The organism is bacterium (genome assembly GCA_035454885.1).
Classification (GTDB): domain Bacteria; phylum UBA10199; class UBA10199; order JACPAL01.
This window is the reverse complement of record DATIGE010000014.1, coordinates 74,977-99,588: the sequence shown is the minus strand read 5'-3', so window position 1 is coordinate 99,588 and position 24,612 is coordinate 74,977. Positions and strand designations below refer to the sequence as shown.

Annotated in this window: 20 protein-coding genes; 11 read left to right on the top strand and 9 right to left on the bottom strand. The window is 61.5% G+C overall.

What is annotated here, in order from left to right:
- Nucleotides 1-14: 14 nt before the first annotated feature.
- From VLJ37_03155 to fsa, 3 genes are read left to right on the top strand one after another with little or no spacing between them, the layout of a single operon-like run.
- Nucleotides 15-1,178, top strand: a complete 1,164-nt coding sequence (locus VLJ37_03155) for an LL-diaminopimelate aminotransferase (GenBank protein ID HSA58662.1) — start codon at nucleotides 15-17, stop codon at nucleotides 1,176-1,178.
- Nucleotides 1,179-1,184: 6 nt separating this feature from the next.
- Nucleotides 1,185-1,676 carry a 2-amino-4-hydroxy-6-hydroxymethyldihydropteridine diphosphokinase gene (gene folK, locus VLJ37_03150; GenBank protein HSA58661.1) on the top strand — a complete coding sequence of 164 codons (492 nt, stop codon included), beginning with the start codon at nucleotides 1,185-1,187 and terminating at the stop codon, nucleotides 1,674-1,676.
- The gene (gene fsa / locus VLJ37_03145) at nucleotides 1,646-2,290 is read left to right on the top strand and encodes a fructose-6-phosphate aldolase (GenBank protein HSA58660.1); all 645 of its coding nucleotides are present in this window, start codon (nucleotides 1,646-1,648) and stop codon (nucleotides 2,288-2,290) included. Before folK ends, fsa begins: the two co-directional genes overlap by 31 nt.
- 71 nt (nucleotides 2,291-2,361) lie before the next feature.
- Here fsa and VLJ37_03140 read toward each other — a convergent pair whose 3' ends face one another.
- The gene (locus VLJ37_03140; protein HSA58659.1) at nucleotides 2,362-2,799 is read right to left on the bottom strand and encodes a DUF4399 domain-containing protein; all 438 of its coding nucleotides are present in this window, start codon (nucleotides 2,797-2,799) and stop codon (nucleotides 2,362-2,364) included.
- Complete coding sequence (locus VLJ37_03135) at nucleotides 2,796-3,374, bottom strand: gliding-motility protein MglA (GenBank protein HSA58658.1); 579 nt, start codon at nucleotides 3,372-3,374, stop codon at nucleotides 2,796-2,798. Before VLJ37_03135 ends, VLJ37_03140 begins: the two co-directional genes overlap by 4 nt.
- Before the next feature lie 224 nt (nucleotides 3,375-3,598).
- Here VLJ37_03135 and VLJ37_03130 point away from each other — a divergent pair, with 224 nt between their 5' ends.
- The 4 genes from VLJ37_03130 to VLJ37_03115 all read left to right on the top strand — a co-directional run bounded on the left by VLJ37_03130 (nucleotide 3,599) and on the right by VLJ37_03115 (nucleotide 10,404).
- Nucleotides 3,599-5,032 (top strand): sigma-54 dependent transcriptional regulator, encoded by a 1,434-nt coding sequence (locus tag VLJ37_03130; protein ID HSA58657.1) that lies wholly within the window; start codon nucleotides 3,599-3,601, stop codon nucleotides 5,030-5,032.
- Entirely contained in the window at nucleotides 5,004-7,016 is a 2,013-nt protein-coding gene (locus VLJ37_03125) for a TonB-dependent receptor (protein HSA58656.1), read from the top strand. The genes VLJ37_03130 and VLJ37_03125 overlap by 29 nt, the downstream gene beginning before the upstream one ends.
- Nucleotides 7,017-7,249: 233 nt before the next feature.
- Entirely contained in the window at nucleotides 7,250-8,641 is a 1,392-nt protein-coding gene (locus tag VLJ37_03120; GenBank protein HSA58655.1) for a radical SAM protein, read from the top strand.
- Nucleotides 8,642-8,823: 182 nt separating this feature from the next.
- Nucleotides 8,824-10,404, top strand: coding sequence for an ABC transporter substrate-binding protein (locus VLJ37_03115; protein ID HSA58654.1), 1,581 nt, complete (start codon nucleotides 8,824-8,826; stop codon nucleotides 10,402-10,404).
- On the opposite strand, the gene VLJ37_03110 is transcribed toward VLJ37_03115, so the two are convergent.
- Nucleotides 10,394-11,632 carry an MFS transporter gene (locus tag VLJ37_03110; GenBank protein ID HSA58653.1) on the bottom strand — a complete coding sequence of 413 codons (1,239 nt, stop codon included), beginning with the start codon at nucleotides 11,630-11,632 and terminating at the stop codon, nucleotides 10,394-10,396. The genes VLJ37_03115 and VLJ37_03110 overlap by 11 nt on opposite strands.
- An 80-nt stretch (nucleotides 11,633-11,712) precedes the next feature.
- Between VLJ37_03110 and VLJ37_03105 the strand changes: the two genes are divergently transcribed.
- A complete protein-coding gene (locus tag VLJ37_03105) occupies nucleotides 11,713-13,449 on the top strand; it encodes a sensor histidine kinase (protein ID HSA58652.1) in 1,737 nt (578 codons plus the stop codon).
- A 166-nt stretch (nucleotides 13,450-13,615) separates the two neighbouring features.
- Entirely contained in the window at nucleotides 13,616-13,828 is a 213-nt protein-coding gene (locus VLJ37_03100) for a hypothetical protein (GenBank protein ID HSA58651.1), read from the top strand.
- A 14-nt stretch (nucleotides 13,829-13,842) separates the two neighbouring features.
- On the opposite strand, the gene recR is transcribed toward VLJ37_03100, so the two are convergent.
- Together recR and dnaX are read right to left on the bottom strand one after the other, a co-directional pair.
- Entirely contained in the window at nucleotides 13,843-14,442 is a 600-nt protein-coding gene (gene recR, locus VLJ37_03095; protein HSA58650.1) for a recombination mediator RecR, read from the bottom strand.
- Nucleotides 14,439-16,019 (bottom strand): DNA polymerase III subunit gamma/tau, encoded by a 1,581-nt coding sequence (gene dnaX / locus VLJ37_03090; protein HSA58649.1) that lies wholly within the window; start codon nucleotides 16,017-16,019, stop codon nucleotides 14,439-14,441. Before dnaX ends, recR begins: the two co-directional genes overlap by 4 nt.
- A gap of 99 nt (nucleotides 16,020-16,118) precedes the next feature.
- On the opposite strand from dnaX, the gene VLJ37_03085 reads away from it, so the two are divergent.
- Nucleotides 16,119-17,102: a lysylphosphatidylglycerol synthase transmembrane domain-containing protein gene (locus tag VLJ37_03085; protein HSA58648.1), complete on the top strand. Its 984-nt coding sequence runs from the start codon at nucleotides 16,119-16,121 to the stop codon at nucleotides 17,100-17,102.
- Here VLJ37_03085 and VLJ37_03080 read toward each other — a convergent pair.
- Entirely contained in the window at nucleotides 17,099-18,961 is a 1,863-nt protein-coding gene (locus VLJ37_03080) for an SLC13 family permease (protein ID HSA58647.1), read from the bottom strand. The genes VLJ37_03085 and VLJ37_03080 overlap by 4 nt on opposite strands.
- Nucleotides 18,962-19,074: 113 nt before the next feature.
- On the opposite strand from VLJ37_03080, the gene VLJ37_03075 reads away from it, so the two are divergent.
- The gene (locus VLJ37_03075) at nucleotides 19,075-20,049 is read left to right on the top strand and encodes a hypothetical protein (protein HSA58646.1); all 975 of its coding nucleotides are present in this window, start codon (nucleotides 19,075-19,077) and stop codon (nucleotides 20,047-20,049) included.
- 9 nt (nucleotides 20,050-20,058) lie between these two features.
- On the opposite strand, the gene VLJ37_03070 is transcribed toward VLJ37_03075, so the two are convergent.
- The 3 genes from VLJ37_03070 to VLJ37_03060 are packed head-to-tail and all read right to left on the bottom strand — an operon-like array spanning nucleotide 20,059 to nucleotide 24,490.
- Complete coding sequence (locus VLJ37_03070) at nucleotides 20,059-22,323, bottom strand: trehalose-6-phosphate synthase (protein ID HSA58645.1); 2,265 nt, start codon at nucleotides 22,321-22,323, stop codon at nucleotides 20,059-20,061.
- Nucleotides 22,320-24,080, bottom strand: coding sequence for a glycoside hydrolase family 15 protein (locus VLJ37_03065; protein HSA58644.1), 1,761 nt, complete (start codon nucleotides 24,078-24,080; stop codon nucleotides 22,320-22,322). Before VLJ37_03065 ends, VLJ37_03070 begins: the two co-directional genes overlap by 4 nt.
- An 8-nt stretch (nucleotides 24,081-24,088) precedes the next feature.
- Nucleotides 24,089-24,490 carry an arsenate reductase ArsC gene (locus VLJ37_03060; GenBank protein HSA58643.1) on the bottom strand — a complete coding sequence of 134 codons (402 nt, stop codon included), beginning with the start codon at nucleotides 24,488-24,490 and terminating at the stop codon, nucleotides 24,089-24,091.
- Between the last annotated feature and the right edge of the window lie 122 nt (nucleotides 24,491-24,612).

Here is a 24,612-nt window from a genome sequence, read left to right as displayed (position 1 = left end):
TTGAGGTGTGAAACGTGGACATACGGCTCGCCGACCGCATCAAGCACCTCCCGCCGTATCTCTTCGCCGAGATCGACCGGCTCAAGGCCGAGCAGCTGAAAAAGGGCGTCGACCTGATCGACCTGGGGATCGGCGACCCAGACCAGCCCACGCCCAGGCACATCATCGAGGCCCTCCAAAAGGCGGCGTCGGACGCCGCCAATCATCAATACCCGAGCTATGAGGGAATGCCGCGTTTTCGGGAGGCGGCGGCAGGCTGGATGAAGAGGCGCTTCGGCGTCACGCTTGATCCCGCAACGGAGGTCGTCGCTCTGATCGGCTCCAAGGAGGGCATCGCGAATTTCCCCCTGGCCTTCGTCAATCCGGGCGACGTCGTCCTCGTCCCGTCCCCCGGTTATCCTCCCTATAATACGGGCACGCTCTTCGCGGGCGGGGAGCCCCACTTCATGCCCCTGAAGCGCGAGAACCGCTTTCTGCCCGACCTGGACGCGATCCCGGCGGACGTCCTCAAGCGGGCGAAGGTCATCCACGTGAACTACCCGAACAACCCGACGGGCGCGGTGGCCGGGCGCGGGTTCTTCGAGCGAGTGACCGCCTTTGCGAAAAAAAATGGCATCATCGTGTGCAGCGACGCGGCTTACTGCGAGCAGTACGAGGGCGAGAAGCCGCTCTCGTTCCTGGAGATCGACGGGGCGCGCGAGGTCGGCATTGAATTTCATTCGCTTTCGAAGACGTACAACATGACCGGATGGCGGATCGGATTCGCCTGCGGCAACAGGGATGTCATTGCCGGGCTGGGCAAAGTGAAGACGAACATCGACTCCGGGATCTTCCAGGCTGTCCAGTGGGCGGGCGTCGCCGCGTTGGAGGGCGACCAGGCGTGTGTGGAGGACATGAGGAAGATTTACCGCAACCGGCGCCGCGCGCTCGTCGAGGGTTTGAAAAAGATCGGATGGGACGTGGCCGAGGCGACGGCCGCCTTCTACGTATGGGTGGCTGTTCCGAAGGGTTACGATTCGAAGCGGCTTGCGATGAAGGCGCTGGAAGAGGCGGGCGTCGTCATCACCCCCGGCGTCGGGTTCGGCGCGGGTGGCGAAGGGTACGTGCGGTTCGCCCTCACGCGGGACGAAAAGCGGATCGGTGAGGCGATTGAACGATTGGCGAAATTAAAATTGTAAGGGCGCATGGCCATGCGCCCCTACATCGTTTACATCGGCGTTGGTTCAAACCAAGGAGACCGCCATGAGAACATCGAGAGATCTCGCAGCCGTCTTGGCCAGTCAGGGGCTCACGTCCGACGTGTTTCGCCTCTTTATGAGACTCAAGCGCTGCTCAAGCCGGGTCAGCCCTCCCAACCGGACTTTCTCAACGGCGTCTTCGAAGTCGAAACCGTCCTCGACCCGGAACGCCTCCTTGACCTCCTCGAAACGATAGAGCGCGAACTCGGCCGGACCGGAAAGGGCGATTGGTCGCCGCGGACGATCGACCTCGACATCCTCCTCTACGAAAATCTTGTTCTGGATTCGCCCCGCCTCAAGATCCCCCATCCGGAAATGACCCGCCGTGGCTTCGTGCTGAAACCCCTTGCGGACTTAGCGAAGGATGTGGTGCATCCGGTACTCAAGAAAACGATCAAGGAGATTTTATGGAATTTTTCATCGACACCGCCGACGTGAAGGAGATCCAGGAATGCCACGCGATGGGCTTGGTCGACGGCGTGACCACCAACCCCTCTCTCGCCGCCAAGGTCGGCCGCAAGTACGATGACATCCTGAAGGACATCTGCGGCATCGTCGACGGTCCCATCAGCGCGGAAACGATCAGTCTGGACTTTGACGGCATGATGAAGGAGGCGCATCACTTCGCGAAGATCCACAAGAACATCGTGATCAAGGTCCCGATGACCCTGACCGGCCTGAAGGCGGTCCGGCATCTCGCCTCCCAGGGCATCAAGACGAACGTGACCGTGACGTTTTCCGCCAACCAGGCCCTGCTCGCCGCCAAGGCGGGCGCGACCTACGTGAGCCCTTTCATCGGACGGTTGGACGACATTTCGGAGGAAGGCATGGAGCTGATCGGCCACATCCGGAGAATCTACGACAACTACGAGTTCGAGACGAAGATCCTGGTGGCGTCCGTCCGCAACCCCATCCACGTGCGCGACGCGGCCCTGATCGGTGCGGATGTCGCCACGATTCCCGCCGCGATCCTCAAGCAGCTCGCAAGTCACCCCCTGACCGACATCGGCATCGAAAGATTCATCAAGGATTGGGAAAAGATCCCGAAATAAGCCACCGAATTAATTCGGTGGCTGTCCGTCATGGCATCACCAGGGGACCAGCCCCGGAATTAATTCCGGGGCTATTGCACCGTGATCGTAATCTTCTCGGATATCACCGGAGGGTCGTTGGGGACGTGGTTCCCGCCCGCCAGCAGGAGCTGGAGAGTGTGCTGGCCCGGCGGCAGGTTGATGCTGGTCTCCGTCTGAGCCTGCCCGAAATGGAGGATGTGCTCGTTGGACGGCAGGGGCTGATCCATCGGAGGAAGCTGGCCCAAATCCACGAGCAGGTGGTGATGCCCGCTGTTGTCCTTGATCCCATCCGCCGCCTTGGCGAGCTCGATGCCCTCGGCGCCGAACTTGACCGTGATAGGGCTTGTCACCGCCGCCCCGTTCGCGGGCTCGACGATGAAGACACGGGCGCCTGGGCTCGATTTGGCGCGGGGGATTTTCGGGGCCTTCGAACATCCCGCCGCGACCAGGATCGCGGCGGCGGCGAGTAGGAGGGATCGGCGCATCATTTGAGCTCCTTTAGGACTTTCTTGGCGACCGCCTGGAAGCATTCCATGACGTTTTTCCCTTGCGTCGCGATGGTTTCAAATTCCGGGAGGTCGCGGTTGTTGAAAAGGGCGCGGAACTCCTCCGCCGGCATCCGGTTGGCGAGGTCCCGCTTGTTGTATTGCAAGGCGATGGGGATCGTTTTGAAGTCGAGTCCTGCGTTCTTCAGGCTTTTTTCCAGGTTCCGCCAGCTCTCCAGGTTGTCCTCCAGCTTTTCCACCTGGGAGTCGGCGACGAACACGACGCCGTCCACACCCTTGAGGATGATCGTGCGCGAAGAGTCGTAGATCACCTGCCCGGGCACGGTATAGAGGTGGAGGCGGACGTTGTAATCCTTGATCTTGCCGAGCGAGAGGGGAAGAAAATCGAAAAACAGCGTCTTGTCGTCGGCCCCGGAAAGGGTCGTGATCTTGCCGCGATGGCCGGGCGCCGTTTCCTGATAGATGTGGCGGAGCGTCGTCGTCTTGCCCGAGAAGGCCGGTCCGAAATAGGCGATCTTGCAATTGACCTCTTTGTCCCGCGTGTTGATGAATGACACGTTTCAGTTCCTCAGAAAATCCAATGCCCTGAATCGCACCCGTCGGGTGTGAGAGCGAATGCTAACGTCTTCGAAACATCGTTTTCAATCTCTATTTTCCAGGCGTAAAATGATCCAAAATGAAAAAGTCTGGATAAAAAATTGGCCAAAATAAGCAAGAATCTCAAATTATTCCATGCACTTACTTGCGCCGCGCCGGGAGTCTGTGCTAGCGGGGAACTTATATGGCCGTGAACGCAGTCCAAAAAACCGCCGAGACCGGCGAAGCGAGGCCCGCGATTCTCGTGGTCGACGACGACGAGAGCATGCGCGACATCCTCCAGGCCATCCTGCGCAAGGACTACGACGTCCATTTGGCCGCGACCCTGAGCGAGGCGCGGCAGATCCTCCAAAATTTCGAGATCCAGGTCGTCCTCCTGGACGTGCGCTTGAACCAGGAGGACGGGCTGACGCTCCTGCCCGAGATCAAGGAGATGAACGAGCGGATCGAGGTCGTCGTCATCACCGTGATCACGGACGTGAAGACCGCCGTGCAGGCCATGAAGCTCGGCGCCTACGACTACGTCAACAAGGAGTTCAATCCGGACGACCTCAAGGCCATCATCACCCGGGTGATCGAGAAACAGCGGGCCACGAAGGAACTGATCTACCTGAGGGAGGAGGTCCGTCAGATCACTCCCGACGCCGCCTTTCTCATCGGACGCAGCCGCGCGATGACGGCGGTCAAGGAGATGGCGGACCGCGCGGCGCCGATCCCGACCACGGTCCTCATCACGGGGGAGACGGGGACGGGCAAGGAGCTCATCGCGCGCTACATTCACCGCCAAAGCCACTTGGCCGACAAGCCGTTCGTGACGGTCAACCTCGCGGCGATCCCCTCGGAGCTCATGGAGTCGACGCTCTTCGGCCACGAGAAGGGCTCGTTCACGGGCGCTCACCGCCTCCACTACGGCAAGTTCGAGCTGGCCGACGGGGGCACGCTCTTCCTCGACGAGATCGGTGAGCTCCGCTACGACCTTCAGAGCAAGTTGCTGCGCGCCATCCAGGAGAACGAGATCGAGCGCATCGGCGGCAATCGTTTGATCCCCGTCAAGGTGAGGCTCATCGCCGCGACCAACGCCAATCTCCTGGAGAAGATCAAGAACAAGCAGTTCCGGGAGGACCTCTACTACCGGTTGAACGTGGTGCCCATCCACGTCCCTCCCCTGCGGGAAAGGATCGAAGACCTGCCGGTCCTGGCCGAGCTCTTCCTCGACCGCTACAACAAGAAGTTCAACCGGCGCGTGCGGGGGTTCAAGAAGGAGATCTTCGAGGTCCTCGCCACCTACGACTGGCCGGGCAACATCCGGGAGCTGGAAAACTTCGTCGAACGGATCGTCGCCATCACCAACAAGGACTACGTCGGCTTCACCGACATTCCGCTTGAATATCAGCTCCATAAGGTGGAAAAGACGGAGGTCGCCGAGGGGGAGGAACTTCTGCAAAAAACCCTCGACGCCTTCGAGAAGAGCTTTATTCTCCGGATTCTGGACGAAGAAGGCTGGAACCAAACACAAGCGTCAAAAAGGTTGGGGATTCATCGGAAGACGCTCGAATACAAGGTCAAGCGGCTCAACCTGGGAGAGATGATTGCTTTGGAGAGAAAGAGAGAAGATTAGGGCCGCCGTTTTCCTCTCCGCCGTCTTGTTTTCGTTGCCCGCCCGCGCCGAAACCGTCCTCCCGCCCGTTCTCGTCACCGCCGACAAACAGGAACGCCCGCTCGACGCCGTGGCCGCCTCGGCGACCGTGATCTCCCGCGAGGAGATCGAGAGCCGGCAGGCGCGCACCGTTCCCGAGGTGTTGCGCAGCGCCGCGGGCGTGGACGTCATCTCCTCGGGTTCCCTCGGCGACGACACCGACGTGCGGCTCCGCGGGGCGGACCGCGACGAGGTGCTGATCCTGATCGACGGGGTTCCCGTCAACAACGTCTCCGAGGGGCGGGCCGCGTTCCTGTCGGCGATCCCCCTGGAGAACGTCGAAAGGATCGAGATCGTCCGCGGCTCCCAGGGCGTCCTGTACGGCTCCGACGCCGTCGGCGGCGTCATCAACATCATCACGCGCAAGGGCTCGGAAACCCCCACGTTCTCGGCGTCCTTCGAAGGGGGCAATCTTGAGACGTTCCGCGAGACCGTGGACGGGGCGTTTCAGGCCGGAAAGTTCCGGTTCAGCGGCGGCGCCTCGCGCACGGACCAGGGCGGGCGCTTCGACCGCGACCGCTTCGGGGAGACGGCCGTCTCCGCGAATTTCGGTTACCGCTTTCTGCCGGAGATCGAGGTGGCGGCGGGCGTCAACTACCTCCGGTCGGACCAGGAGCTTTTCTACGAGTTCCAGTCTTCCTTCGACCCGGCGACGGGGTCGATCCTGGTCAAGATCGACCCCGACAACGACAGCCGCTTTCATTCGGACAAGGTCATCACCCATCTCTCGGTCAAGGGCGCCCCGAGGCCCTGGTGGAACGCGGAACTTCACTACGGCCTTTTTTTGGACCTGGAGGACCTGGAAAACACCTCGGCGGGCGACACGGCGGACCCGGGATTCTTTCCGGGCGACCAGGACTTCAGCGGGCGGGGACTGAGGAACACGCTCGATCTCCGCAATTTTTTCTCGGCCTACGAATCGCCCGCCTTCTCCACGCAGGTGACGGCCGGTTTCGAGTTTGAGGACGAGCGCCTGCATTTCACCGATTTTGGCGGCGTCGAGTTTCCGGCGCCCGGCCAGGAGGGCGCGCGCCAAAACTACGCCCCGTACGTTCAGCAGAATTTCCGTTTCTTCGAGGAAAAACTGATCCTGACCGGCGGCGTCCGCTACGACTCCAACACCACCTTCGGCCACGAATGGAGCCCCGCGGCCTCGGTCCTCGTCAAGATTCCCGGGACCAAGACGACGCTCCGCGGGAGCTACGGCGAAGGATTCCACGCGCCCACGGTGCTCGAGTTCTTCGACCAGGTGCTCTTGCGCGAGACGAACGATCCCTTCTTTCAGGCGGTGCGGCTGGAGGCCGAGCTGTCCCAGAGTTACGAGGCGGGGGTGGAGCAGAAGGTCGGGGATTGGGCCGAGCTCTCCGCCACGTTCTTCTACATCGACTACGACCGGCTCTTCGATGGCCTCCAATTCATTCGGGACGCCTACAGCACGGGCGTGGAGATCGGCGCGTCCGTGAAACCGTTCCGGTGGCTCAAGGCCGGAGGCAACTACACCTTTCTCCGCGCGATCGACGAGGCGACGGGGCTCAGGCTCGCGGACCGGCCGAGGCATCGCGGCGCTCTGTTCGTTCAGGCCGAGCCCACCGACCGCCTGACGGTGCGCGCGGACGTGAACATTGTCGGCAACCGGACCGTGCCGTCGGTCATCAGCACCTCGGGGGGGGACCTGAACGTCCTCTTCATCGATCCCGATGGCCAAACCTCCGCCTCGGGGACCGTGCCCGGCTACGTCAAGGTGGACCTCGCCGCCTCCTACGAGATCTTCCGCGACCGTCTGGCGATGAAGAGCGGCCGGGTCTACGTCAAGCTCGAGAACCTCCTGGACGACCGCTACGAAGAAAAATTCGGTTTCCCCGCCCCCGGCATCACCTTCCTCGCCGGCGCCAAGGCCTCCTTCTAAGAGGGGCATCTTTTTCCGCGACTGACTAAAAACTTATCCAAGCAAGAACCGCCGTCTCTCGTCATCCATGTCTGTATTGATCGAATTGATACTTAATAAACTTAATATATTAATTCATTAATAATATTAATAAGTTCATATGTACTAATATGTTCCAACTTTTGGCCTCATGAAGAGGCGCTAGAGGGTAAAAATGTCTCCTTGGTGCGCGGATTGCAAGGTTTGCCAGTGCCATGAAGCCGTCAAAATTCAATATCCTGACCGCTGCCAAGGACGAGCCGGGCAAGTACCTCCTTTATAACACGCTTCACGACCACCGCGTCCTCTTCGACGACCCGGATCTGAATCCGGCGATCCTCTTCGACAAGATTCGAAACCGCTTTCCGCTTACGGCCAAGGAGCAGGCGGCGGTCCCCGATCTCCTCGACATGGGGCTCTTGCTAGAAGACGAGGCCGACGAACAGAAGATATTCGAGGATTGGTACCAGACGAAGATCCGCGAGCGTACGGACATCATGCAGGTGACCATCCTGCCGACGATGGCCTGCAACCTGGCCTGCGACTACTGCTTCGAAAACGAGGTGCGCGAAGGCGGCGTCATGAAGCCGGAGACGGTGGGGAAGACGATCGCCTACGTGAAAAACCGGATCGACCGCGTGAAACCGCAGACGCTTCACATCCACTTCTTCGGCGGCGAGCCGCTCCTGCAGCCGGAGACGCTGAAACAAATCGGAAAAGCCCTTCACGAACACACGTCGAAACAGGGCATTCCGCTGACCCTGGGGATGATCACCAACGGCGTCCTTCTCACCCCGGCGTTCGTGAATGAGATGATCCCCTACGGCTTCCAATGGGTGAAGATCACCTTCGACGGGGACCGCGAGGCCCACGACAAGAAGCGCATCCGCCACAACCGGGAGGGGACGTTCGACACGATCTACGACAACCTTTGCAACATCCACGAACAATGCGGCGGGCGGCTGAAGATCGCCATCGGCGGTAATTTCGATCATGAAAACTACGGCAGCATGTTCGGCTTGATCGAACGGCTCAAGAAAAGCCCGTTCGCCTCGAAGATCATGGTGGCGCGCTTCAAGCCCATCATGGCGGTGAATCCGGAGATCGCCTCTCAGCGCCAGGGCCGCGTGAGCTCCTTCTGCGAAGTCTGCTCGTTCAACCAGACCCAGATCGACGCGATGCAGGCCCTCGAAGACAAGCTCTTCGTGGAGGAGATGCCCACCCAGAACCGGCCCGAGATGGGGCCGTGCGAGTATCACTCGCGCCATTCCTTCACCATCGGCCCGGACGGAAGCGTCTACAAGTGCCCCGCGTTCGTGGGACTGCGTAACCTGGCGGCCGGGCGGGTGGATGAAGACGACTACAACGCCCAGGGCGAGTGGCAGGTCGCCACCAAGAAGTGGGACGACGACTGCGAGAGCTGTCATTTCCTCCCCAACTGCGCCGGAGGCTGCCGCTACAGCGCCGTGAACAAGACGGGGAGTCTTGAGATCAAGAACTGCGAGGCCAAGTTCCTGGAGCAGTCGACCGAGGCGTTCATGCAGAGGGAGATCCGGGTTTTAAGCGATGAGAAGACGGTCGCATCGACCGCGGAGGATGCGGCCTAGAGCCGATTAGATCGACGAGGGGGGGTGTTCGTCATGACCATCAAGAAAGGGAAGAAGATCAGCGACCCGAAGCCGGCGGTGTGTCGTCCGATGGTGTTTTGACCAAGCTTCAAGGGGTCGGTGGCGTTTCGCCGATCCCTTTTTGACTTGTCGACCATGAGCCGATGTAACAGATTCGCGGTGTGAAGCGACAAAGCACAGTCCTATCCACCGCATTAGCCCTATTCTGCTTTCTCTCCGCTTGCTCTCAAGGCAAGAACGGCAATGAGAAGAAGCATTTCGGCGGCAAGCTGACCGTAGGCATTTTTTTCGCTCCGTCCGAAATCAATCCGATCACGACGGACTCCACCATATCCGCCAATCTTTTGGATTTGATCTTCAATACGCTTGTAAGGATCAATGAAGACGGTGCGATCAGCCCTGAGATCGCCGAGACATGGGATGTTTCCCCCGATGGCCTTTTATGGACCTTCCATTTGAGGAGAGAAGCGGTCTTTCATGACGGCTCGCCTCTCACTTCGGAAGATGTGAAGTTCACCCTCGATACCATTCAGAAGACGGAAAGAAGCGGATACGCCTATGCCCTGAAAAATGTCCGTCAGATTGAAGCCGTCGACCCCTGGACCCTTCGTATTACTTTTGACAAGGCTGACAGCCTCCTTTGGGACAGCCTTGGAGTCATCGGGATCGCGCCCAAGAAGCTCCTCCAAAACGATCCCGACTTCTCCTCCTTCAACAAACATCCGATCGGCAGTGGTCCCTATCGCTTCGTGAGTCAAGACGACAAGCAAATCGTGTTGGAGTCGAATGAACGGTACTTCGGTGGTCGGCCGTACCTGAACCAGATTGTGGTCAAGGTGCTGGCCAGCGAGACCGCCAGCATCAATAATTTGATCGCCGGCAACATCGACATGGCTTTCCTGCTGAACCCGGAGGATTACGGGGCTCTTTCGCAGATCCGCTCCATTCGTGTGTACGACAACTGGTACCCGCTTCTCTATATGGTGTTCCTGAACCATGATAACAAGCTTTTCACCGATCCAAGGGTTCGTCAGGCCCTGAATCTCGCCATCGACAAGCAGATGCTGATTGAGCGGATCCTGAAGGGAAAGGGTGAAATTGCAGCCGGTACAGCCGATGAAAGTCACGAGAGCCACAATCCTGCGGTGACACCTTATCCTTACAAGCCGCAAGAAGCGTTAAAACTTTTGTCTCAGGCAGGCTGGGCGGATCATGATGACGACTTCATTCTGGATAAGGGCGGCCGGAAATTCGAATTCAACGCCTACGCCGTTAAAGGCGAGGAACTTACGTCGAAGGCCCTCCGAATCACCCAACAACAATTGGGGGAAATTGGGGTGAGGATGGCCATCAAGGAGTTGCCGTTCGACGAGTACGTCCGGGTGGTCGTTCGCGAAAGGGGGTTTGACGCCAACCTCGCGATCATGGTCGTCCGCTCCCTCTACGACAGCAACTTCACCTATTGGCATTCCAGCCAGATCCAGGCGGGGCTCAACTTCTGCTCCTATCGGAATGCGGAGGTGGACCGTCTCCTCGATGAAGCGAGGTTCGAAGTGGATCCGGCGAGACGCCGGGAGGCCTTCCAGCAGTTCCAAAAGGTCATCCACGACGATCCCCCGGGCATCTTCCTGTTCTGGAGAAACATGCCCGTGGCCCTTCAGGCGCGTTTCCGCGACGTGCCGGAAAAGCGCATGGAGAGTCTGAGGGACCTGGTGAAGGTTTGGGCCGCCCCTACTCCGTGATCGATTTCTGAAAGCGAACCAGCCGCCCGGCCAGCTCGCGATAGGTCACGTGCGGGACCTTACGGATCTCCCGGATGCCCGGAATCAGGGCGAGCCAGAGAAAGAGCCGCAGAACGCCCGAGATCAGGAAAACCGCCGTGAACGGCATCAGCCCCCACGGCGCGTGTTTGAGGAGGAGGCCGCCCGTCACGGCCCCGCCGACGATGCCCAATCCCGTCAGTACCTGGTAATAGGCGGCCGCTCGCGTGCGGTGTTTCGGTTCGGTGTTGTCGAGCAGAAAATTGAAGGAGCAGAGCTCGAAGCCGCCGACCGCGAGACCCCCGACGATTTGGACGAGGAACAGGTAGACGAAGTGCCGGGAGACCAAAAGCAAGAGAGGCGGCAGGCAGAAGAAGGCGCAGGAAAGGGCGAAAAGACGGCGGCTGCCGTAACGGTCCGAGAGATGGCCCCACATGGGCATGGTCAGGAACTTCGTTCCGAACATCAGCGCCAGGAGGATCATGAAACGGGCGTAGCCGAACTTGAGTTCGTCCAGAACGAAAGGGACGAAGTAGGAGCCGGAGACGTTGACGGCGGCGGCGAAAAGGGCGGTGAAGAGGACGAAGCGACCGAAGTTGTTGCTGCGAAGGCTTTTGACGAAGTCGCCGAACGTGTAGTTTTCATCGGAATCGTCCGACGTCTCCCGGATGTCTTTCTGAAATCCGACGAAGACGAGCGAAAGCAACCGACCCAGCAGGGCCAAGGCCATGAGCCAGGCGAAACCCAGGGCGGCATTGCGGCTGCGGAACAATTCGAGAAGAAGGCCGCCCACCACGAGCGCGCCGAAGGTGGCGATCTGGATCCAACGGCTTCTCCATCCGAAATAGCGGCCTCGTTCGGAAGCCGGCACGAGGTCGCCCATCCAACTCTGCCAGGCCGGCGTGATCACCATCCAAGCCGACCAGTAGAGGATCGACAGGACCATGAGGACCGCGAGCCCGTGCCAGGGCCGGAGAACGAGGGCGATGGCCCCCAGAAGACACGCCGCCTGGCCGCCGATCCCGGACAGGACCAGCTTCTTTCGGGATCCGAAGATCTTGACGAGGAAAGAAGTCGCAAGTTGGCAGAGATCGCCGGTGACTTGGGGAAGGGTGGCCAGGAGCCCGACCGCGACGTCGGCCGCGCCCAGAAAAATCGCCAGCGGCCCGAAAAACATTTCTCCGAATCCGACCGTGAGCGACCAGGCGATTCCGTCCCAGAAGGAAGCCCTGAGGGATCTTTGATGATTGTTTTTCAGAGCCGATCCATCATAATGCCGCGACGGTTCCCATGCAACTTCGGATCGCGACCAAACTGGTCCTTCTTCTCCTTGCGGCGTCGTTTCTGCCTTTGATCCTATTCGGCACGATCGCCTTCCGGCAGGTCCGGACCGCCACCGAGCTCTCCGTCACGGAGGGCAACGCCAACGTCAGCCGCCGGGCCGCCGAAGAGATCGACCACTACGTCCGCAACGGCGTCGCCGTCCTGAAATCCGGCGCCGAGAACATCAGCAACGCCGATCTCAAGCCCTGGCAGAAGGAGAGAATTTTAAAAAACCAGGTCAACCGTTTTGACGAATTCAACCGTCTCGAGATTCGCGACCCGGACGGCGTCGTCGTGGCCAGCTCCGAGGTCACTCCGGAGGAGATGTCGGAACGGGAGAAGAAGGTGTTCGAGGAGGCCAAGTCCGGCCGGACCGCCCTGTCGGAGGTGTTCATCAAGGACGATCTCACTCCCGCCCTGGACGTCGCCGTGCCCATCCGCACGCTCGGGGACGTGAGCGGCGTCCTGGTCGCCGACTTGAACCTCCTCCAGATGTGGTACTTGGTCGACAACATTCGCATCGGAAAACACGGCATCCTGCATGTGTTGGACCCCGATGAAAGGTTAATCGCCAGCGGGGACGGCGACCGGAAAAAAGAGGTCTTCCAACAGAGACCCTTCGAGCCCAAGGGCGTCCTTCCGGAAATTCTCAATCCGACGGGGGCCCTTTTCGCCAATCCCTCAGGAGTTCCGGTCATCGCGGTCGGCACGCGTTTGCCGGACCCTTTGCGCTGGAGCGTGATCGTCGAGCAGCCGACGTCGGAGGCCTATGCGCTCGCCACGCGCATCGGGGTCTTGCTCGGAGGGGCCATGGCCGGGATGATCGTCGTGGCGATGGCCTTGGGTCTCGCCGGAGGGCGGCGGAACGTCGTGAACCCGATCCGGACCTTGGTGGAAGCTACGCGGGAGCTCGCGTCGGGCAACCTCGACCATCGCGTGAACCTCCGGACGGGCGACGAGTTCGGGGACCTCGCCGCGGCCTTCAATCGGATGGCCGTCCGGTTGAAGGACCTCCAGACCGAACTCATTTTGCAGGAGCGCCACGCCATGTTCGGAAGGATCGCCTCGGGCCTGGCCCACGACCTGAAACATCCCATCCAGGCCATCGAAAACGTGAGCCGGCTCATGGACTCGATGCACGGCGACGCCGAGATCCGTCAAACCTTCCGCCGGACCGTCGAGCGCGAGTTTTCCAAGATCAACCTCTTCCTGGAGAACCTGCACGACCTCACCCACGAGGTCCCCTTGCAGCCCGTTCCTCTCCCCCTGGAGGGCGTCCTCCGCGAGAGCGTGGCGACCTTTGAGCTCGCCGCGTCCAAGGCGGGCGTCGCGATCCGCCTCGACCTGCCCGGCGAAGCGGAGACCATCCGCGTCAAGGGGGATCGCAACGCCCTGAACCGGGTCTTTTCCAACCTCATTTCGAACGCGATCCAGGCCATGCCCACGGGAGGCCGCCTCGATATCTCGCTGATCGCCGGGCCCGAATGGGCCGAGGCGCGCTTTCAGGATACGGGCATGGGCATCCCCCCGGAACGCCTGCCGTCCCTTTTTGACGACTTCGTTACGACCAAACGGCGGGGGCTGGGATTGGGGCTCGCCATCGTCCGCAAGATCGTGCAGCAACATTATGGAACGATCGAGGTCGAGAGTAGGGTGAATAAAGGGACCTGCTTCACCGTCCGGCTGCCCGTCGACCGGCGGTGATTTTTCCCATCCAGGGGCGAAATTTTATCCCTCCCGCAACGGATCTTGTCCCCGTTCGCGCCAGTCTTTTCGAAGGCCTCGGAAAGTTCCCGTGGGGTCCCGGACACATACGATAAAGTGCCGACCGCCGCCTCTTGTGGCACGTCGTTTGAAGAGCCGTTAAGGCATGACTCAATTATTGGAGGTCGCGACGGTGGAGGGTTGCCGGGTTTTCTACGTGAAGGCCCTGGATTCGCGGAAGAGGACCTACTTCAGCGCGTACGTGCAGTTGCCGGAGTCCGACGAGAGGGTCGAACAGATCATCTTGGACGACCGGATCCTGCCGCGCTTGAAGGAGCGCCTCCGCCAGGTGATGAGCCTCCGGACCTGTCTCGACTAGAAGACGCGAGCCCCTTAGAAATCCCTGCGGTTGCTCAGCGCCCGGGCGAGCGTTTTGGAATCCGTATATTCCACGGAGCCGCCCACGGGGACTCCCGAGGCGATGCGCGTGATCTTGACGCGTGGGTCGGTCTCCGCGATGGCCTTGCGCAGGTAAAGGGCCGTGGCCTCGCCCTCGGGGTTGGGGTTGGTCGCTAAAATCACTTCGGAAACGGCCCCGTCCTGGAGGCGCTGGAGCAGGTTCGCCGCCCGGATGTCCTCGGGACCGACGCCGTCCAGAGGCGAGAGGGCCCCGTGGAGGACGTGATAGAGGCCCCGGTACTCCTCCGATTTTTCCACCATCAGGACGTCGACGGGTTCCTGCACGACGCAGAGGCGCGAGCGGTCGCGCTGCGGGTCCTCGCAGATCGGGCAAAGCTCGTCTTCCGAGAGATTCTGGCAGAGCCGGCAGAAACGGACCTTCTCGCGGACGTGGGTCAAGGCGTCGATCAAATCGCCCGAAAGGCCCTTCGCGTCCCTGAGAATGAAGAGGGCCAGCCTCGTGGCGGATTTTTCCCCGATGCCCGGAAGCCGGCTCAAGGCCGAGACAAGCCGGTCAATCGGATTCTTATTCACTTGCCTCTCCGGACATCCGCCGGCTCGAAGATGGAGATGGCGTCGTCGACGAGGGAGCCGCCGTTTTGGGCGCTCGCGGCCGGGGCGTCCGATTCGTAGACGGGCCTCAAGGAGCGCCCGAAATACTCCTTCAGGAATCCCGCGAGGGCCCCGTCGCGGTCGGGGTCCTTGAGGAGCTCCACGTTCATGGCGGATTTTTGGGGAAAGCGTAGACGGATTTCCGCGCCCTCCCCGTTCCCCAAGGAAGAGACCGCTCCCTGTTCCACCAACGAGGCGAGCCGCACGGACTTTGTCTTCAGGAAGGCGATGAATCCCGGCCAGTCGGGGTTGGATCTTGGCGCACCCTTCGCGCTGTCCGCGCTACGGGTACTTCCTCCGCCACCCGCCTTTGGCGGGTGCCCGGCGTCGGTCGCGGGCCTGGGAGTGGCTGCGGAGATCGGGGCTCCTCCCTTCAGCCCGGCCAGAATGTCCTCCAACGGCACCAGGTCCTCGGCGGACGCCAGCCTGAGAACGAGGACGTCGAAGACCACGCGGGGGAGGGGGGCGCGCAGGAGATCGGTCACGCCTTTTTGGACCATGCGGAAGAGACGGTCGAGCTGCGCCGGGGCGGCGGACTTGGCCAAGACCGCCAACTCCCCGATCTCCTCCTTCGGCAGGTCGAAGAGGGAGGGATCCTGGCTGACCTGGGCGACCAGCAAGTGGCGGAAGGCCTCCAACAAATCCAATCCAAGACGCTTGGCGTCGAGTCCCGCCTGAAACGCCTTTTCCAAGGCGCCGAGGGCGGCCGCGGAATCCTTCCCGAGCACGGCGCGGATGAGCTCCCGCACGAACCCTTGCGTGGAGACGCCGACGACCTCTTCGACGCCCGGGAGCGTGACCTTGCCCCCGGAGAAGGAGATCACCTGGTCCAAGAGACTCAAGGCGTCCCGGAGACCTCCCTCGGCCTCGCGGGCGATCAAAAAGAGGGCGTCGCCCTCCGCGGGCACGCCCTCCGCCGCAAGGATCCTTTCAAGTTGCTGGACGATGGCGCCGCGGAGGATGGGCTTCAAGTCAAAGCGGATCACGCGCGAGAGGACGGTCGCCGGCATCTTTTGGGCGTCGGTGGTGGCGAAGAGAAAGAGGGCGTGCGGAGGCGGCTCCTCCAGGGTCTTCAAGAGAGCGTTGAAGGCGGCCGTCGAGAGCATGTGGACTTCGTCGATGATGTAGATCTTGTAGCGCCCTCCCGGCGGCAGGTAGCGGATCTTCTCGCGCAGGTCGCGCACGTCCTCCACGGACGTGTTGGAGGCGCCGTCGATTTCCTGTACCGAAAGAGAGCGCCCTTCCGTGATCTCCTTGCACGAGACGCACTCGTTGCAGGGGTCGGCCGCCGGGGAGTCGGTCTTCTGGCAATTCAGGGCCTTGGCGAAGATCCGCGCGAGCGTCGTCTTGCCGATGCCGCGCGGGCCGGTGAAAAGATAGGCGTGGTGCAGGCGCTTTTGGGCCAGCGCGTTCCGGAGGATCTGGACCGTGGTTTCCTGGCCGACGACGGCATCGAAGCCTTGCGGACGGTACTTGCGTGCGAGCGCGAGGGAGGACACGATGAAAATCTCTAATCTGCGCGGGAAGGCCGATCAAGGCGATAATTTCTTTGCAGAACGCGGTTTCTTTGCGTACAAGCCCGCGGGAGGTTTTTCATCGTGCGCTGGTTCAAGGTGTTCGCTTTTTTCCTCGGGGCGTTTCTTCTCCTTTGGATCGTCCGGAAGCTTGGCTGGCAGGAGCTTCTCACCGGCTTCCGGACCCTCGGTTGGAAGGTCGTCGTTCCCGTCGCCATCATCCTCCCCTGTTACCTGATGTACACCTTTTCCTGGGAACTGTTCCTCAAGCGCTTCGACGCCCACTCCATCCCGTTCTGGCCGCTCTTCCGGATCAAGGTGGGCGGCGAGGCGGCCAACACGCTCACCCCGCTCAACTTCGCGGGGGGCGATCCGGTGCGCGTCCTCCTGCTTTCCAAGACCTTTCCCGGGGCGATCAGCGGGGCGTCGGTGATCGTCGACCGCACGCTTCAGATCGCGGCGATCGTCAGCCTGATCTTTTTGGGGAACGTCGTCGCCCTCTTCAAGCTCGATCTCCCGTCCTCGGTCCGCTACCTGCTCGGGGGGACGGTGACGTTCCTGGTCGGCGTCATCTTCTTTCTCGTCATTTCGCAGACGAAGGGACTGTCGGAAAAAGTCTTCCGGCTGGGACAGCGGCTCAAGATCAAGGCCCTGTCCGAGGAGAGGCTCAAGAAGATGAAGGAGATGGACGGCCACATCCACGCCTTCTACCGCAAGGACCGGCGCCTGTTCGTCGTCTGCTACCTCCTGCACTTCGGCGCCCGGCTCATCGGCATCTTCGAGATCCTCTTCATCGCGCGTGTCCTGGGCGTTCCGATGGGTTACTGGGAGGCCATTTTTTTCGCGGCGGTCATTCCGGTCATCAATATGATCGGCGTGTTCGTCCCCGGCAATCTGGGCGTGCTGGAAGGGGCGGTCAGTTCGCTCTTCTTCGCCCTCCACTGGAACCCCAGCGACGGCGTCGTCCTCCAGATCGCCCGCCGCGTCCGCGCGGGGATCTGGATCTCCATCGGGATTCTCTTCATTCTTCTCTATAAGAGGAAGATGGGGTTGAAAAAGGTCATCTAGTGGTCGGGAAAATACCTCAAGAGTAGGGCCTCGCCGTACACCACCAGCGTCATCAGCACGAAGATCTCGATAATCACCGGGGTCATGGCCTTCATCCATCCAAAGGGCGTGAAACGATTGTTGATCTCCCGCCGGATGAAGGCGTAGGCCACGACCGACTGGGCCGATCCGATGTGCGTCCAGCAGCCGCCGACGGCGTAGCCCGCGATCTGCGCCATGGCGAAGAGGTGGAGGGCGCCGATTTCCAGGCCGTGGATCGCCCGGCCCGCGAAGTCGGCGACGACGTTGTTGTCCAGGATGGCGGAGAGGAACGAGGCGCCCAGGAATTGGAGATAGGCCATCACCGAGATGCCGAGCCGCTCGATGCCGGCGTGCAGGCCCTCCTTGATGTGCTCGAAGAATCCGGTCTTCTGGAGGAGTGTGATCGAGAAGAAGAGGGGGAGAAGGAAGAGGTATTCCATGTACTCATGGCGCCCCTCCCGAAGGGCGAGACGCCGCATCTTGGAAAGGGCGGCGATCCCCAGGAAGGCGACGGCGAACGCCGCAAAGGAGGCGAGGAAGAGGGGGATGTCGTGGTCGATGGCGTGCCAGACGAGCAAGCCGATGAAGGGGATGAAGGCGAGGCCTCCGATCCACTGCGTCCTGACGCGCTGGCGGCGCATCGACCGGATCGTGCGGGAGACCTTTTCCAGTGAGTCGTCGGATTGCCCGCCATCCCGCTTGGCCACATGAACGTAGTGTTCGTCCAGTTCTTCCGCCAGGTTCTCGGAGACGAAGGCCTCGAGAATCTCCCGGCGGAGGGCCGGGGCCACGCTCTCGTGAACCAGGGCCAGCCCCAGGGGCTCACCCTTGTGAAGGCGTCTTTCGATGTCCTTGTGATGGTCGCCCAGCTGGTTCCTGAATTCATCAATGAATTCGACGGCAGTGAGGACCTCGCCGTGCCGGAGCGCCTGTAAAAAACGGACGTCGGCCGTATGGAGGTCCAGGATGTCCAGGTCCTTCGTGTCGACCTTCTTTCCCTTCAATCGTTTCCGGACGTTCCAGAAGACGATCAGGTAGCTCCCCACCGCCACCGGGAGGCAGTAGCGGAGGAAGAAGGCGTTGTCCAAGTGGGGGTGGAGGTTGGCCTTCATGATGAGGTTGGGCGGCTCCCCGTAGGCCAGCCACATGCCGCAGACCGTGGTGACGACCGTCGAGACCATGACGGCGTAGAGCACCGCCTCGTCCTTCGCCTTGGCCAAAAAGAGGATCATCACGAGGATCCGGATCATGAGTCCGATCATCGAGACGCCGTCCAAAATCCCCGAGGAAAAGGCCACGACGCCCGTCAGGATCGCGACCGTCGGAACGACCATCCCGCGGTTTTTCCGGAGCACGGAGAAGCTGATCGACTCCAGGAGACGCGTCTGCGCGATGACGGCCACGAAGAAGGTGAGCCCTAGGATGAAAAGCATGGTGTCGGCGTGCACCAGCTCATCCAGTCCGTGAAGCGTCAGAAGGTAATGCCTGAGCGTCCGGCCAGCCGCCGCCGCGCCATCCGCCGCCATGGCCTGTTGAAGCCCCGATCCCTGCCACCAGACGCCCCAGAAGGTGGAGAAGACGACCAGGACCATGCCGTAGGTGATGGCGTTCTTGTCGATGCGGTACTTCATCGAGCCGAAAAGGAAGAGGCAAAGGATGGTGAGGAGAACCTCGGCGGCGACGAGCGACGCCGAAAGCCGGTAAAACGTCCCCAGAAAATAGATGGCGATGGCCGCGAGCGCGCAGCCAAGGACGAATTTGGTCGAAGAAATCTGGATGAGGTCGTTCGAATCTGCTGGGGAATTCTTCGGAGAATCGGCATGATCGGACGAGGACATGTAAGCTCCTTCTCTCTTTTCTGCGAGCGCGTGCTGTTTAGACGAAAAGCGGAGGGTTTGTCACCTGGGAAAAGCCTTGCGTCGGCTTTGCCCACTCGAAGAGGATGTATCCAATGTGGACGACGGCTCTCCAATTTGTTCTCAGCGCGTTCGCGACCATCGTCGCCGCCCGTTGGCTCGCGCGTTCCGCCGATCGTCTGGCCAAGACGTACGGTTTGAGCCACGTTTTCGTGGGGAGCCTCTTTCTTGCGGCGGCGACCTCGTCCCCGGAACTCTTTGTCGACCTGGAGGCGACGTCCAAGGGCAACGCGGACCTGGCATCGGGGGACTTGCTGGGCAGCAGCCTCGTGAATCTGGCCATCTTCGCGGTTCTCTCCCTGTTCATTCCCGGAGAGGAACGGATGCCACCGGCGCGCCCGGTACGGGGCCTGACGTTCTTGGCGGCCCTCCTCACCGCGCAGGTGGGGGCCTACATCGCGCTTCGGCTGCCGGGTCAGGTCGCGGGGCTGCATTGGGGCAGCGTGCTCCTCGGCGTGACCTACCTCGCGGGCATTCGCATCCTCTTTCGCGGAGGGACCTTGAAGGAGGCTGGCCAGGGACCGGTCGGGCGCCGCCGTGCCGGCGCGGCGTTTCTGGGACTCGCATCGGGGGCCACGGTCCTGTTCGTGGCGGCTCCCTATCTCGTCCGGTCCGTCGAGAGGATCGGGATCGCGACCGGCCTGGGGAATACCTTCATGGGTACGACGCTGATGGCCTTCACGACCTCCCTCCCGGAACTGGCCTCGTCGGTTGCGGCGCTTCGACTGGGGACGGCGGCCATGGCGGCGGGCAATCTCGTCGGGAGCAACGCCTTCAACATGCTGATTTTCAGCGCGATGGATGCCCTCTGGACCGGAGGCGACCTCTGGGAGCAGATCCCTCGGCGTCACGCCGTGACGGCAGGCGTCGTCATCCTGAACCTCACCGTCTTCTGCGTCTTGATGATGAGGACGCGGGCGGGACGGCGGCAAAGAATCGCCGCCGCAATCGTCATCTTGGCTTTGACGATGCTGAGTTACGGCGTCCTCTATCGTCTGCGCTCGCTGTAACCGAAGGGATCAGGATGTCGCCTGGGTCGAGCCCGGCTCGGCATTTTTCTGATAGTCGGACAACTCCGCGCTTCGGGACATCTCGGTCAGGAGGTCCGCGGCCCAGCGGTAGACGTTCTTTTCGGCCACCTGGGCTCGGAGGCGCTGCATTCTCCGCCTTTGCTCCTCGGGCGGCATTTCGAGCGCCGTCCGGATCGCCTCCGCGAACTGCGACCGGTCGTAGGGATTGATGAGAAGGGCGTCCGCGAACTCGCGGGCCGCCCCCGCGAACTCCGAAAGAATGAGGGCGCCGCCTCCCTCCTCGCGGCTGGAGACGTACTCTTTCGCCACCAGGTTCATGCCGTCCGCGAGCGAGCTGACGATGCAGGCGTCCGCCATGCGGAGAAAGGTGTAGACGGTCGCGGGGTCGTGGTGCGCCTTGAGCAACAGGACGGGCTTCCACGTTTCCGTGCCCCATTTCCAGTTCACCTCGTCCGTCTTTCTCTCGATCTCCGTCACCAGGTCCCTGTATTTCGGGATGTGCACCCGGGAAGGCGCCCCCAATTGCACGAAGACCACTTTGCCCGCGAATTGCGGGTTCCGCTCGAAAAAGAGGCTGATCGCCTCCAACCGCTCGGGGATGCCCTTGGTATAGTCCAGCCGGTCCACGCTCGCGACGACGATCGCGTCGCCCAATTCCCATTCATGGCGGATCTCCTTCGCCTTCGCGTCGAAGTCGCTCGGGAGGGCGTCGCCCCGCTCCGACCAGGGCTGGATGCTGATGGGGAAGGGCTTCACGAAGGTCGTGCCGTTCGGATGGAGGACGGCCGAACGGTCCCAGTCGACGCGGACGGGGAGGACCGCGTTCACCGTGTTGAGGAAATTGTGCACATATGACGGAAGATGGAACCCCACGAAATTGGCGCCCAACATGCCCTCGAGAATCTCGCTCTTCCAGGGACAGATCTGGAAGGCCTCCGGAGTCGGCCAGGGAATGTGCCAAAAGAGGCCGATGACGGCGTCGGGACGTTCCCGGCGGATCAGCCGGGGGAGACGGGTAAAATGGTAATCCTGCACGAGGACGAAGGGTCGCTCGGACCCGCACTCCGCGAGGACGGCGCCCGCGAATTTTTCGTTCACGGCCTCATAGGTCTTCCAATCGGCTTCGTCGAAGATCGGCCGGTGGTGCGTGAGGTGGCAGAGGGGCCAGAGGGCCTCATTCGAAAAACCGTAATAGTAGCGGTCTTCCTCCTCCTTCGTGAGCCAGACCCTTTTCAGGGTGTAGGAGGGCCGCTCCGGGGGGACCAGCACCTTGCCGTCCCGGTCGACGACCTCACGGTCCGCGTCCCCGGCCCCGTGAGCGATCCAAAGCCCCGCCGTCGACCGCAGGATGGGGTCCAGGGCGGTCACGAGGCCGCTGGCCGGGACCATCACACGCCGACGGCTGTGGTCGCGAACGTGCATGTACGGCTCGCGGTTGGAGACGACCATCAGCGTGCGGTTCCCGAAGTGCGTGAAGGCATGGGCCTTCAGTCGCGCGGAATTCCAAAGCTCGCTTACCTGAGAGGCCTGAGAGAGTTCCCGGGCCGTCTCCCGGACGGATTGCAGCTTGACGGCCATTTTCTGCACCTCGCGAGCGACCGGCGCCAGCAGGGGGTTCCGCGGCGGCTGCTGCGGTGGCGCCTCCTTGGAGGCCTTCATCCATTTCAGGACGTCCCCGACGGATTTTTGAAAGGAACGGCGGGACAGGGCGTAGGTCATGGCCGACATCAGGAGCGCGAAGAGGGCGAGCATGACGGCGGTCCATACGGCGGCGTCCCGGACCCGGGCCTGGATGAAGGCCGTGTCATGGACGACGGTCAGGGTGCCCTCCGTCTCGCCCGAAGCGTTCTTTAGGGGGACCGTGAGGCGATGAAGGGAGATCCCGTTGCGTACCTCTGTCTCCGTTATCTCTTCTCCCGCCGCCGCATCCGCCACGTCCGAGCAGCCAAGCAGATCGGCGAGGGCCGCGGAGCGCGCGACGACGTTTCCGTCAGGGCCGCACAGGAGGATGCCCAGCGTCCGCCCGTGGGCGGAGAGACGCTCCGCCACGTCCTCCTCGTCCGGCGTCGGCGGCTTCCGCAGGGCCTTCAGGGCCGGCGACGTGAGCGACTGGGCGATCACGCGCGCGCGCCGGTTGAGGTCGTCGAGGAGGGCCTTTTCGTCCCGGCGGATGCCCAGATAGGAGAAGAGAACGAAGCCGACCAGGGCGATCAGGCCGAGGACCGGGACGATGAACGACGCGAAGCGCTTCATGAGGGCCCCTTTTCTTCAATAAAACGGTCCAGGAGGTGCGCGGTATTGATGATCGCCATATGAGAATAGGTCTGGGGAAAATTGCCCAGGAGCTCTCCGGTTTCCGGATCCACGTCCTCGGAGAGCAGCCCCAGGTGGTTCCGCCGTTCGAGGATGTTTTCAAAAAGCCGTTCCGCGCCCGCGACGTCCCCGATGGAGGCCAGCGCCTTGGCCATCCAGAGAGACGCCACGATGAAGGCGTTCTTGGGTTTTCCAAAATCGTCCGCGCTCGTGTACCGGAAGGCGAAACCGTTTTTGACCAGGGATTTTTCGCAACTCCGGACGGTCGCGATCCAACGGGGGTCGTCCTTTTTGAGAAAGCCGTAGCGCTGCATGAGCAGGAGGCTCGCGTCGTAGTTCGGGGACTGGTAGAATTGCGTGAACGCGCCCATATCATCCCGCCAGCCCTTCGCCTCGATGTCCTTCCGGATCTGCTCCGCGATCGGCCCCCAATTTTCGCTCGCATAGCCCTTGCCGATTTTCCCGGCGATCTTGATCCCCCGGTCGACGGCGACCCAGGCGAGGACCTTGGAGAAGGTGAAGTGAGCCTTCTGGTGCCGAAACTCCCAAATGCCCGCGTCCTGGAGATGCCACTCCCGGGCGATCGTGTTGACGAGAAACTTGACGAGCGACCAGACGTCATCCGTCATCTTCTCGATCTCGTAGTAGAAATAATAAAGATACAGGGTGTTGAGCATTTCCCCGAAAATGTCGTTCTGCTGCGTGTGGCAGGCGTTGTTGCCGATCCGCACGGGCGAGGAGTTCTTGTAGCCCTTGAGATGGGAGAGGATCTTTTCCTCCAGGTCGCTTCTCCCGTCGATGCCGTAGACGATCTGCACCTTGGTCTGCTTGCTCTCAAAGATGCGGAGCAAGAAATGGATGAAGGCGCTCGCCTCCTCGAAGTGCCCGATGCTCTTGAGCGCCTCCAGGACCAGCGACGCGTCCCTCAGCCAGCAATAGCGGTAGTCCCAGTTCCGGCCTTCGTGGAGGATCTCGGGGAGAGAAGTCGTCGGGGCGGCGATGATCGCCCCCGTCTCCTCAAAGGTCATGAGCTTGAGGGCTAGGGCCGAACGCAGGACGGCATCGCCGTACCGCGCCGGAAGGCGGCAGCGGCTCGACCAGGTCTCCCAGTAGCCCTTGGTCTTGTCGAATTGCTCACGGACGCACGCCAGCGAGGGCGGGTCGATCTTTTCGTGATAAGCGAGAAGCAGATAGTGGTCCGCCTCCAGGGGGAGAAATTCGCCGGCGGCGATGCCGGCCAAGGGGAGGCTGGAGTAGAGGAACAGGCTCTCAAGCCCGCAGGACGCGGTGATGACGGCCGGCCGGCATTTGATCTCGGTCGCCCCCCGCGCGTAATTCAGCCGCGGTTGGAAGGTGACGCGGACCATCGGCCTGCCCCGCAGCGGCTTCAGGACGCGGTGGATCTCCACCGGATGGCGGTACTCGTTGCCATCTCGGTACCGCGGCATGTAGTCGAGAACGGCGAAGGCGTTTTCCCCGTCGTCGATTTCGGTCTCCAGGATGTTCGTCGAGGGCAGATAACTCTGACGGACCTGCGCCGGTTTCGGCAACGAGACCTGAAAGCCGCCTCCGTTGGCGTCCAAGATCCCGGCGAAACACGAGGGGCTGTCGAAGTTGGGAAGACAGCACCATTCGATGGAACCGCGGTCATCGACCAGCGCGGCGGTCTTGCAATTGCCGATGAGCCCGTATCGCATTTCATCTCCTAAAGGGGGTTGAGCTTCAGGATCCTCTCCTTGAGGGCGTCCCGCACGGCGCGGATCTTTTTCTTGATCTCTTCCGGTTCGCCCGGGTCCGCCACAGGGTCGGGAAAGGCCCAAAGGCGGCTTTCCGTCGTCTTCAGGGCGCTCGCTTGCGCGAACGCGGGCTCCGCCAGGACGATCACGAGATCGAATTCGAGATGCGCGACTTCGGGCAGGCGTTTGGACCGGTGCGAGGAAAGATCGACTCCGATCTCCTGCATCACCTCCCGGGTCAAGCGGTTCACCTCGCCGGGGTGCAATCCGGCGCTGTGGACGGAAAAATGACCGGGCAACAGCGCACGCGCCAGGCCCTCCGCCATCTGGCTGCGGCAGGCGTTGTATTCGCAGACGAAGAGAATTTTCATGAAATATCATTAGGGACGACTGTGAACGGGATTTCAAGCGAAAAAGCCTTTATTGCGGCGGCACCGTCCTTATATCGCGCTTGATCGGAATTTCAAAAGAGCTAAGGTTACTTGTGAAATTG

Excerpts from the sequence above, each read along its gene's own strand:
- folK (HSA58661.1), top strand. The coding sequence starts at position 1,185 with ATGGCCATGCGCCCCTACATCGTTTACATCGGCGTTGGTTCAAACCAA.
- fsa (HSA58660.1), top strand. The coding sequence starts at position 1,646 with ATGGAATTTTTCATCGACACCGCCGACGTGAAGGAGATCCAGGAATGC.
- VLJ37_03140 (HSA58659.1), bottom strand. The coding sequence starts at position 2,799 with ATGATGCGCCGATCCCTCCTACTCGCCGCCGCCGCGATCCTGGTCGCG.
- VLJ37_03130 (HSA58657.1), top strand. The coding sequence starts at position 3,599 with ATGGCCGTGAACGCAGTCCAAAAAACCGCCGAGACCGGCGAAGCGAGG.
- VLJ37_03120 (HSA58655.1), top strand. The coding sequence starts at position 7,250 with ATGAAGCCGTCAAAATTCAATATCCTGACCGCTGCCAAGGACGAGCCG.
- VLJ37_03105 (HSA58652.1), top strand. The coding sequence starts at position 11,713 with ATGCAACTTCGGATCGCGACCAAACTGGTCCTTCTTCTCCTTGCGGCG.
- VLJ37_03100 (HSA58651.1), top strand. The coding sequence starts at position 13,616 with ATGACTCAATTATTGGAGGTCGCGACGGTGGAGGGTTGCCGGGTTTTC.
- VLJ37_03080 (HSA58647.1), bottom strand. The coding sequence starts at position 18,961 with ATGTCCTCGTCCGATCATGCCGATTCTCCGAAGAATTCCCCAGCAGAT.
- VLJ37_03075 (HSA58646.1), top strand. The coding sequence starts at position 19,075 with ATGTGGACGACGGCTCTCCAATTTGTTCTCAGCGCGTTCGCGACCATC.
- VLJ37_03070 (HSA58645.1), bottom strand. The coding sequence starts at position 22,323 with ATGAAGCGCTTCGCGTCGTTCATCGTCCCGGTCCTCGGCCTGATCGCC.
- VLJ37_03065 (HSA58644.1), bottom strand. The coding sequence starts at position 24,080 with ATGCGATACGGGCTCATCGGCAATTGCAAGACCGCCGCGCTGGTCGAT.
- VLJ37_03060 (HSA58643.1), bottom strand. The coding sequence starts at position 24,490 with ATGAAAATTCTCTTCGTCTGCGAATACAACGCCTGCCGCAGCCAGATG.